We start from the raw sequence: 9,804 nt of genomic DNA, 5'->3' as shown, positions 1-9,804 counted from the left end.
TTATATATTTTATATTTTATATTTTATATTTTATATTAATCTAACAAATGTTTACTTAATAGATGAGTTTTACATAATCCCGACAACCTATTGTTTTTCGTGAGTTTGTAAATAAGCGCCAATTCAGCGCTTTTTTATTATCTTTATTTCACGATAAAGCCAAATAAATCTAATTATGATAAGATATGTAAAATATTATTTATCGTGATTAATTTTATTACTAGATAAGTATAATTATACAATGTATAATCAAGTTTGACTATTTATCAAACGCTAGGTAGGAAAAAAATGCAAGTCACGATGAGAAGGTGGGGTAACAGTATTGGGGTTAGAATTCCTGCAGGTATTTTAACCGAGTTAAATTTGAGTGCTGAAAAAAAGGTCGATGTACGAGCCGAAGCAGGGCGGATTATTATTGAACCGATTATAGACTCTCAAGAAACCTTAGAACAATTATTAGGTCAAATCACCCCAAACAATCTACATAGCGAAATTGACTTTGGTCAGCCTGTCGGTAAGGAATTGCTATGAGTTATGTACCTGAGGTTGGCGATATTATCTGGCTAGAGTTTGATCCCCAAGCAGGCCATGAACAAGCAGGTCATCGTCCTGCTGTGGTACTAACGCCCAAAGCTTATAACCAAGCCACATGCTTACTAATTTGCTGTCCCTTAACCACCAAAATCAAAGGCTATCCGTTTGAAGTCACCATTGAAGGTACACCGCAAAATGTTGCCTTATCAGATCAAGTTAAAAGTTTGGATTGGAAAGCACGTAATGCAAAGCATAAAGGCAATGTCAGTCAAGCTGAGCTTGAGACAATTAAACAAAAAATTGGGTTGCTAATGGACATTTCCTAGATCAAGCTGATGACGACAAGCAAAATAAGGATAACAATTAAAAATGAGTTTGATAGGTTATGCCCGAGTGTCAACATCGGAAGGGAAACAATTACTGGATCGTCAGGTTGACGCCTTAAAAGAAATTGGCTGTGAACGAATTTTTGAAGACAAAGCATCGGGCAGTAATTCCCAGCGGAAAGGGTTGGATGATTGTCTCAATTATTTAAGAAAAGGTGATGTATTGGTTGTTTTGGATTTAGATCGGCTAGGGCGGTTAGCCAGTGACCTTATAAAGCTGATTGATGAACTAGCTGAAAAAGAGATTGGTTTTAAAGCGATTAACTCACCGATGGATACAACCACCCCTGCAGGTCGAGCTTTTTTGCAAATTCAAGCCGCCTTTGCCGAGATGGAGCGTAATATCATTCGTCAACGGGTGAAAGAAGGTATTGCAGCAGCTCGTGCTCGTGGTCGCAAAGGTGGGAGACCGAGAATTATGACGGCTGAGAAACTTAAATATGCCCAGCATCTGATGGCTGATCAAACCAAAAGTATTCCAGCAATTTGTAAAGAGCTGGGTGATATTCCCAGTAGTACGCTTTATCACTATGTAACAGCGAAAGGGGAGTTGAAAAAGGCAGGGGTGGATTTGATAAAATCTGATAATTCGTCTTAATATAATTTGTATGATTCATAGAGATCGTTTCAATTTGGCCATCTCTAAATCCACTTTATAATTGGCATTTTGAATACGTTCATCTGATGGATTATATTGGTTTTGCACCTCATCAGAAAAAGGCGTTTCCTCGTTTAATTCAAAATACCTTTCAATCGGTGTTTTTCCTTTCAAGGCTGAATGTGGTCTTAGCCAATTATAGTAATGCTGCCATTCAGCCAATTGGTCCTGAAGGTTTTTGGACGTGATATCTACGGTTGCATAGAATTCAGTTTTATCAGTCTTTTGAGAACGCTCAACTTTACCATTGAGATGTGGCGACCCTGGTTTATTGGGTCTAAATTTGATGCCATACTCCATCATTTTCTTCTGAACCTTTTCAGCAAAGAATTCAAGTCCACGATCGGTTTGTACTCTTTGAATGGGAAATGGCATTTCCTCAATCACACAATCTAAAAAATCCAGCGTATTGGCTGCCGTACGGCGGTTATAGAGCCTAAGTACCCGATATCTAGTACAGTCATCAATTGAGGTGTATTGATAAAGCCCAGATGCTATTTTACAGGTATCCATTTGGACTCTATCTCCTGGTAGTGGGCGTTCATACCGTAGGTAATCTGCCTTACGACGAAATTTCTTAATCGGTTTGACTTGGTGATTGGTTAATACTTTATGAATCGTCGCCAAAGATAAGGATATTTGATGAAGCCTCATTAGTTCCGTTTGCAAACGTCTAGCTCCGAGGTTTCTACTAGACCGCATTTGTAATAATAAATCTTCAATGTGTTGATTAACTTTGGTATTAGGTGATTTAAGCGGACGCTTACTTTGGCTTGCCAAACCCTCAATACCTTGTTTAGAGTATCGCTTCCACCACTTGCGTAACGTTGGTCTGGAAATACCACATCTACGACAAACTAGACCAGCATCATTCGTGTCTTCAAATAATTTAATCCATCCGAGTCTTTGTTGAATTTCTTTGTTCATAGTCTCCGATTATATTGAAATGATCTCTATGAATCATACACTTTCAATGACCGTAGTCTTCCCATCATTGTATATTCTAAGTTTGGGCTCCATCATCTCGGTTCCATAGTCATAGACTATAAATTCAGGCTGAAATCTCTCTACAGCTTGGCCAATATATACACAGGCCGCATTTGAGGCACAAACCAATAGATGTATTTTTTTAATACCATGCTTCTGATTTAAGTTAGTGAAAATTTCCTTAAGCCTATTAGCTAGTTTTTCACCTTCAAGTGGATGTGCTATTGCGCCATTACCGTATCCATAAGTTTTAGGAGGATATATATTTATTACTGGAAGCTTGTCTTGGACTTGTTGATTAAGATGGTCGATTGTTGAATCAATCATCGCTGCGGGAGCAGTTAGTTTGACGCTAACAATAACCTCAGATTGCCCTGAGTCAATCTCTGGCTCGTCAATGATAAAGGCATCTTCTCTAGGCTGCACCCCAGGCCACATCCAACTACTAGCATCTCTGTAACGCAGCATTGGCATTAATTTAGACTTATTACCAAACTTCGCACCAAAACCTATTAAAGCAAAAGTCGGACCTAAGACGAATACTGCAGCACCAGATCCTTCAGTTCGATCATGAATTTTATTAACACATTTCTCGATATTCCTTGAAGCATTCTCTTCAAAACTATTATCAGTATCCATTGACTCACTTGCACCAGAATTCACACTAATAATATGGTCTGATGCTCTATGTTCAAACACACTTAGGGACTTTGATATCGCCACCGAACTGGGCTTTTCTACATGTTGACTGTTTACGCCCCAAGGAATAAAGAAAATATCAACTGGCGTATAATTTAGAGCATCAAGTAACTTGTTGCATAAGCAGACGTGTTCTTCACGCATTTTAGTTAATAATGGTGCTGGATAATATGAGCTTGCAATCCTATCTACTAAGCGATGATGTATATCACACAGCAGCAAAATATTACTAGCATCATTGGATAATAAACGTGATAGATATAGTGCTCCTCTAGGGCCCTTAGTAGAGGACGCAATATTATGAGCCAAATAACCGTAGTTACCCTCATAACCAGTTAATCCATCAACATCTAAGCGTTGTCCACACCCTCTGAACATACATCGTCCATGACTATCATCCATAACTTTACGCTTAAGATAGACATCAAAATTTTCCCCTCTACCACCATCATTAATTTTCAAAATTAGATCATTTACAAAATCTTTTAACGACTCGTTAGTTACAGGGTATGAGCTTTGCAGACAATTAGACCATAAAGACATAACATCATTTTTCTGCTTTATACTCTTAGCTTCAAAAACTTCAACTTCCGAGATTTTATAATTCGTTTTTATTTCAAAATTTTCACTTAGGTATTGAATGAATAAGTAATTATGGTCATCTATCAGAGAAAATCTAAAAACATCAATCAACTCACCATTACTGAACAACAATGTCAGTAAGTTATGGTGGCTTGCGTCTGAAAGGAAGCCAACATGATCCCATTGTAGTCCTATACCTTTGAGATGGTCGAGATATTGTTTGGCTGACTCAAGGTCGGTAAATATAGTTTTATTTAAGGATTGATCATGCAAAGTCTGAGTTTTCGCAGATAGGTTATTCGTAGTCATTTTTCAATCGTCCTTATTATAAAAAGGTAAATAGCCTAAAAATATTCTAGAGATTTGAGAGTAGGCAATCCAAAAGCCAATATGACTCGTACCAACGATGACATACAAAATACGTTCTGATAGGTATTTAGAGCTAGTGAATTGACTGGCTAAATCATTTAAGTCGGTATTAGATGGATTAGGTTTTGGCTCAGGATGTGTATGCCATAGCCCTAGAAGACCACCAAAACCTTTGGTGTCTTTCCAATATTTTTTCAGAGCTTTATCGTGAGATTTGGAACGAAAGAAAGTAGTGCGAGTACGCTTATCTCTAAACATGGGCGTCGTTAAGTCGTCTACCAGTATCGTATGACTATCTGGATAGTATCTGCCTAATAATATACCGCCAGCTTCCTTTGATCTTACGTGCGATTGTCTAAAACCGAACCAAGCGGCTATTACAGACTCTGATATTGCGCCATCGTATGCTTTATCATTTTCCTTCCATACGATGCGGTTGTTTAGGTACTGCAACATGAGCATCCTGCCACCTTGATAGAGCTTAATGACTGTGAATAATAACCACCGTTTTGTAGAGCTTTGTCATGATACTTAGTAGCTTCTAAGCCATAGTCAATCGGTAATTTATTGGTAGCGCACCACGATTGTAATCCAGTTTTAAGTTCAATCACGAACTCAGCTATAATCACTGCTGTTTTCATAGCGTGGACTGAAGCATATGCTGTGAACGCTCCAGCGCAGCCAGTGATATTTTTCGATAGAACTATGCCAGAAGAATTACTAAACAAACTGGTCTTTATATAATTTGAAGAATTGCCATCGTCATCATAGTAAAGACACTTCAAACAGGCATCGTTATTACTTTTGAATCCTAAAACATGACCACCCAATCCGTAAGCTTCTAGCCAACCAGATGCAACATGAACACTGGTATCATATGTATATAAGCGTCGGCACACTTCGAGTTCTGTTGGTGGGTGACCTGTAGCTAACACTATAGAATGAATTTCAGATAGCTGTTCACTGTTTTGACTAATGAGCCAGTTTAAGATATTAGTCTTGTAAGCTACTATCTCTAACTCAGGTATGTTTTGTTGCAGACGATTTCTAAGGGCACTAACCTTTGACTGGTTAACATCTTGTATTCCAAGGTAATGCCGCATAACGTTGTCAGTTTTCATATCATCATAATCAACCAGTATTAGCTTATCGATATCTGACTCAACCAGTATCTCTGCAACTCTTGATCCAACTGAACCGCAGCCAGCTATCACAACAGTTTTCTTACTTGAAAATTGAGACTCAACCCCAGTACGATTAAGTAAGTATTCGCGCCAGCCACGCTGTAAAGTTTGAGCCTTAAAATTGCGATATTTATTTGAAGTCATATCCTGATAGTAGGAAATGACCAAGTATGTATGCATTTTGGGTGTAGGTATCTCTAAGAGAACAATTTTAAAATTACTTTTCTTCTGTAAGCTATTCAACTGATTTTTACTGAATTTTGATGTTTGTTGCTTCCACCAGTTTTCATCAAATGATTCAAAAAGATTAGGAATAACAAAATCCTCGATACGAGGTAAGGATATCTTAGTTACCTTTATAGCAGTATAAGGGCTAGAGCTAGGTGGATGTTTGCTCGCACCATCTACTAAATATTTAATGTGATAAAACTGAGGTGTATTACGTTGTCTCGTACAATTAATACACCACGCATATAAACTGTCAGATTGAGTTGGATCGTGTGTCGCAACGATAACTGGTGCATCTGACATGATTGTCTGGTTATAACCATCAATTTCTTCGTATAGAGCAATCCTATTACCAGCTTGATATGACTTAAGAGAGGTCGTAAGAATGTCTATAGCCGTATCTACAACATATTTGAAAAGACCAAATAAGTCGCCGCTATCAAACATCTCACCTTGATGATCTGTAACACATATCAAGCCATTATTACCCACATGATCTAATGCTGGTAAATTACACTGAGCAACTGACACTGTGGGCAGCAATAGCCAGCGCTTTTGATCAACATATTTGACTGATAAAGGGATTGTCTGACCATGAATATCTAAATCAAAGCCAATGCCTATAAAACTATCTTTCTTATCCTCACTCTCAATGTTTTTACCACCAATAGAGCGAATATAGTTTTCAAAGATTTGCTGTAAGCCATCATTAATTGTCATTATATTACCTATGCTGATGATCCAGTGCTCACATACGGTGCTTCGATACTCTTTTTAGCCTTATCAACTTTGGCAGCTATCGGAAAATCATCACCAAAACTTTTTCTCAAGGTCTTACTGGCTTCATGCGCGTCTGGCTCATCGACAGCTGATTGTAAATTATCTCTCAGTGCTTCAAAACGCTCTTTAATGGTAGCCATATCTTCATCACTAACAGACTTTAGCAAATCACCACCGGGTGTTATAGGTAGATTAATGCTGAGACGACCAAAGTAATCAAAATTACTCAGGATAGTTTCAACTAAACTCAGTAAAACCTCTCCATCATTTTGGGTATCTACATCCGGTTCTAACCAATGATATGCTGCTATAGTCAATCCAATGCTATGGATACCCACATATTTATGATTGCGCCATCTTTTTAAGTAGCGTACACATCTACGAAACTGTCTACGTTGATCAGAGCCGTTATCTTCATAGGTATCATTATCTTTATATAAATCATTGACTAATGAATTGATACCCTCGGGATCCGCTGCCTGCCAAACTCGCTTAGACTCAGCCAATCCTTTTCTACCTTTGGCTAGATAATATGTATCATCGTATGCGTTACTAGACTTAGCGTAAACTGGTAAATCAACATGGTAATCTGGTTTGCCATCCTTCATGTATGTCACTGTCACACATGAGCGGCTCACTTCTACTGTCCGGTTATTATGCTTAATACAATCTGCGACTAACTCTTTTAATTCGACCGGTTTATAGTCTTCTGTATGGCAGTCCAGTAATACACCAACATCGATATCATAATCTCCGTCTCTTACAGGTTTAATGCCCGTATTTAAAGCATAGCTTCCTTGGTTGAAGCTTCTTTCATACTGAGGATAGCCCTCGTCTTTTTTAGCTTTTAAACTCGTTTTAAGCTGATTAATGATTAGGTCACGTTTTTCACGTAACACACCATTCGCGTGCTTACCTTCGTAAGTACCTAATTTAATAGCATCATGAAATGCTAGAAACTGCTTTTGTAAATCTGCCATATACGTTACCTCTCAATAATTGTTAAGTTTTGATAGTTATAGAATATATCAAGCAACGATATCAATTGATAGACACAAATAGTTTAAAGCGTCAACTCGTGTCGTAAAGAATAGAATTCACTGTAAAATACTGAGCGCTGAATTAAGCCAAGTAGCATTTACCCAATATCTGACATGACTCTAGCTCTAGACCTCAAAATTAAGAAAAAACTGCCCTTACGGTGAGAGATAAGTTTCATTAGTATAACTCCATTGGCATTTGCCAACAATTGCAACTTCAATGGAGACCAATATGACAACTCATATTAAAAAAATTTCAGACACCACGATTGACCTACTTGATAAGGTAAGCACTTCTACCTCACGTGCAGGCACTACCATAGAGCGTGCAGGTAAAATGTATGCTAAAGGTGTGCCCAAGAAAGTTATAGCAGTCCAACTTACGGAAAATAGCAAAAGTGGTAACGAGTATACTGAAACTCATGTAGATGCCTTTATTATGTTATATACAGATGCGCAAACCAAGGTAGGCATTACAAAATCTCAAGCAACTGCTTTGATTGAAGACCAAACTCGTGACAATCTGCCATCAGAATTACAACAAAATGGCCTTAGCTGTAATTTGAATAATTAAAGGGGAAATACTATGAATATTGCTATCAAATGTGCATTGATTGAAGCAGGAATAATGAAGCTGGAAGCTGAAGAACCTGATATTAAAGAGTTAAAAACACTTATGACTAGTTGTGAAAAGCTCCAACAGCGTACAGTCAAAGGTTCAAGGATTTTATCAAACAAAGGGAATCACTATCTTGTTGAGTCCATTTATCACTCTAACTTAACCAAAGCACAGAAGGAAGAAATATATACTTCTGAATATGAAATTGGCAATCCAAACCCTATCAAAAACTTGGACATAGAAGACCTCTACAGCTACCTCGAAGATGAATATGGAGGATCAGCTGAAGATTTAGTTAAAAATATTAAGCGTAATGTTTCAGAACTTATAGGCATACCGTTTGAAACCTTTCTTAAAGCAGATAAAAGCTTAGCATATAAGATAATTACGTTGTTTTATAGGGTTTGCAGACAATTTAGCAATCAGTTTTTTAACTTCCTTAATGTAGATAAGCAAAGCAAAATGCAGTTCGAATTTAGGGCGTCTTTCCCTTACCGTGAAGCAAAAGGTAAAGGCTATGAGAATACCGCTTTATTAGCAGAACTTTTAGGGCACCTAACTTTTTCTATGCCAAAAGAGTACTTAGAGCAAGCTAGGTTAATTGAAACAAATCTACCAGCTATTGCTGATCTAATCTCTACGCGTACACGAGACTATGTTGAATGTATTAACAACGCTGTCGGGCATTATGAGGCCAGTGGACAAATGGCTAACTTGAATAAGATAGTTGATAGCAACTTAGAGAGTGCTTTTCATTATATTTTCGAAAGTGTCGATAATCAATTAACGCAACGTTTAGACTTTTTACTCTATAACTTGATCTCACTGAAAGAGTATATAGCACGCAAATCATCAAACGAATTACTAGCTAAGCTAGTTTGTGAAACTCCTTTAGAGTTGCAATCGTTTCAAGGTGGGAAATGCAAGACTTGGGAGGATAAGCACGTTATTCCTTACTTACTAGGCTATGATAAATCAGTTAGCGAAACAGTCGATAAACAAACGGACTTTATTGAAAAATATATTCTAGCGAGAAAGATGAACGGAACAACTGCTCTCCCGGCTCAGAATAAGCAGATACTAAAGGCAGTAATCATTCATGATAGTGCTATAGGCAATATCAAAATAGAATCATTTGTGTTCGGAGGCAGAAATATACCGTCCTCTATAACTGCTATTCTTAAAAAAGGTTCTACAGATCTTGACAAGTCAAAGACTAATGACACTGTTTTCTCATTTGAAAACTACCCAGAATCAATTTTACTATATTGGGTAATGCGTTATCAGCTTGCATTAAGGGTAGTTATGTCTAAAGACAAGAAAAAAGCTATATATTTATACCAACGGATCGCAAGTTGGGAAACTCGTATTGATGAAACGTTAGTTAGCTATGTAAAGAATGCAAACCTAAATACTTATGATGAGCTATTAACATTACCTAAAAAGTTTCAAGTATTTTTATCTAATACCATTGAACCACTTTCATGACAAATAATTATAGTTCTGAATAGTTTTTTTCATACCTGCTCAAAACGCATGCAACTTCCTTAGGTTGCATGCGACAAGTAATGTCGCATCCATCCAAATCAACCCTGAAAAACATCCAACAATAGCTTTGACCCCTGCCGTCAAATCCGTATAACTAAACTTTGTAACTCTCCCCTAAAATAAAACAGCTCAGAGGTAGAATTTCTTATAAACTAACAATAAGGAGTTTTAGCATGAGCAAACGAATGAC

The 9,804-nt window shown here is 37.4% G+C and carries 10 protein-coding genes; 5 read left to right on the top strand and 5 right to left on the bottom strand.

Annotation, left to right across the window (positions count from 1 at the left end; translation table 11 throughout):
• Positions 1–288: 288 nt before the first annotated feature.
• Genes RT422_RS10675 through RT422_RS10665 form a run of 3 tightly spaced genes read left to right on the top strand, consistent with a single transcriptional unit; the run spans position 289 to position 1,518 of the window.
• A complete protein-coding gene (locus RT422_RS10675) occupies positions 289–531 on the top strand; it encodes an AbrB/MazE/SpoVT family DNA-binding domain-containing protein (protein WP_284035327.1) in 243 nt (80 codons plus the stop codon).
• Complete coding sequence (mazF, locus tag RT422_RS10670; RefSeq protein ID WP_284035326.1) at positions 528–860, top strand: endoribonuclease MazF; 333 nt, start codon at positions 528–530, stop codon at positions 858–860. The genes RT422_RS10675 and mazF overlap by 4 nt, the downstream gene beginning before the upstream one ends.
• A gap of 43 nt (positions 861–903) precedes the next feature.
• Entirely contained in the window at positions 904–1,518 is a 615-nt protein-coding gene (locus tag RT422_RS10665; protein WP_284035325.1) for a recombinase family protein, read from the top strand.
• A 15-nt stretch (positions 1,519–1,533) separates the two neighbouring features.
• Here RT422_RS10665 and RT422_RS10660 read toward each other — a convergent pair whose 3' ends face one another.
• Genes RT422_RS10660 through RT422_RS10640 form a run of 5 tightly spaced genes read right to left on the bottom strand, consistent with a single transcriptional unit; the run spans position 1,534 to position 7,387 of the window.
• The gene (locus tag RT422_RS10660) at positions 1,534–2,505 is read right to left on the bottom strand and encodes an IS481 family transposase (protein ID WP_284035324.1); all 972 of its coding nucleotides are present in this window, start codon (positions 2,503–2,505) and stop codon (positions 1,534–1,536) included.
• Between the two features lie 33 nt (positions 2,506–2,538).
• Positions 2,539–4,155 (bottom strand): SAVED domain-containing protein, encoded by a 1,617-nt coding sequence (locus RT422_RS10655; RefSeq protein ID WP_284035323.1) that lies wholly within the window; start codon positions 4,153–4,155, stop codon positions 2,539–2,541.
• A 3-nt stretch (positions 4,156–4,158) separates the two neighbouring features.
• Positions 4,159–4,677, bottom strand: coding sequence for a Mov34/MPN/PAD-1 family protein (locus tag RT422_RS10650; RefSeq protein ID WP_284035322.1), 519 nt, complete (start codon positions 4,675–4,677; stop codon positions 4,159–4,161).
• Positions 4,656–6,347, bottom strand: a complete 1,692-nt coding sequence (locus RT422_RS10645; RefSeq protein WP_284035321.1) for a ThiF family adenylyltransferase — start codon at positions 6,345–6,347, stop codon at positions 4,656–4,658. The genes RT422_RS10650 and RT422_RS10645 overlap by 22 nt, the downstream gene beginning before the upstream one ends.
• 8 nt (positions 6,348–6,355) lie before the next feature.
• Complete coding sequence (locus RT422_RS10640) at positions 6,356–7,387, bottom strand: nucleotidyltransferase (protein WP_284035320.1); 1,032 nt, start codon at positions 7,385–7,387, stop codon at positions 6,356–6,358.
• A gap of 292 nt (positions 7,388–7,679) precedes the next feature.
• On the opposite strand from RT422_RS10640, the gene RT422_RS10635 reads away from it, so the two are divergent.
• Together RT422_RS10635 and RT422_RS10630 are read left to right on the top strand one after the other, a co-directional pair.
• Positions 7,680–8,021, top strand: coding sequence for a hypothetical protein (locus tag RT422_RS10635; RefSeq protein ID WP_284035319.1), 342 nt, complete (start codon positions 7,680–7,682; stop codon positions 8,019–8,021).
• Positions 8,022–8,033: 12 nt separating this feature from the next.
• Positions 8,034–9,554 (top strand): hypothetical protein, encoded by a 1,521-nt coding sequence (locus RT422_RS10630; protein WP_284035318.1) that lies wholly within the window; start codon positions 8,034–8,036, stop codon positions 9,552–9,554.
• The last annotated feature ends 250 nt before the right edge of the window (positions 9,555–9,804 follow it).

The sequence above is a fragment of the Moraxella sp. CTOTU49803 genome (assembly GCF_032097965.1).
GTDB classification, from domain to species: domain Bacteria; phylum Pseudomonadota; class Gammaproteobacteria; order Pseudomonadales; family Moraxellaceae; genus Faucicola; species Faucicola tetraodonis.
The sequence above is the reverse complement of the archived record's forward strand: the minus strand, read 5'-3'. Positions and strand labels throughout refer to the sequence as shown.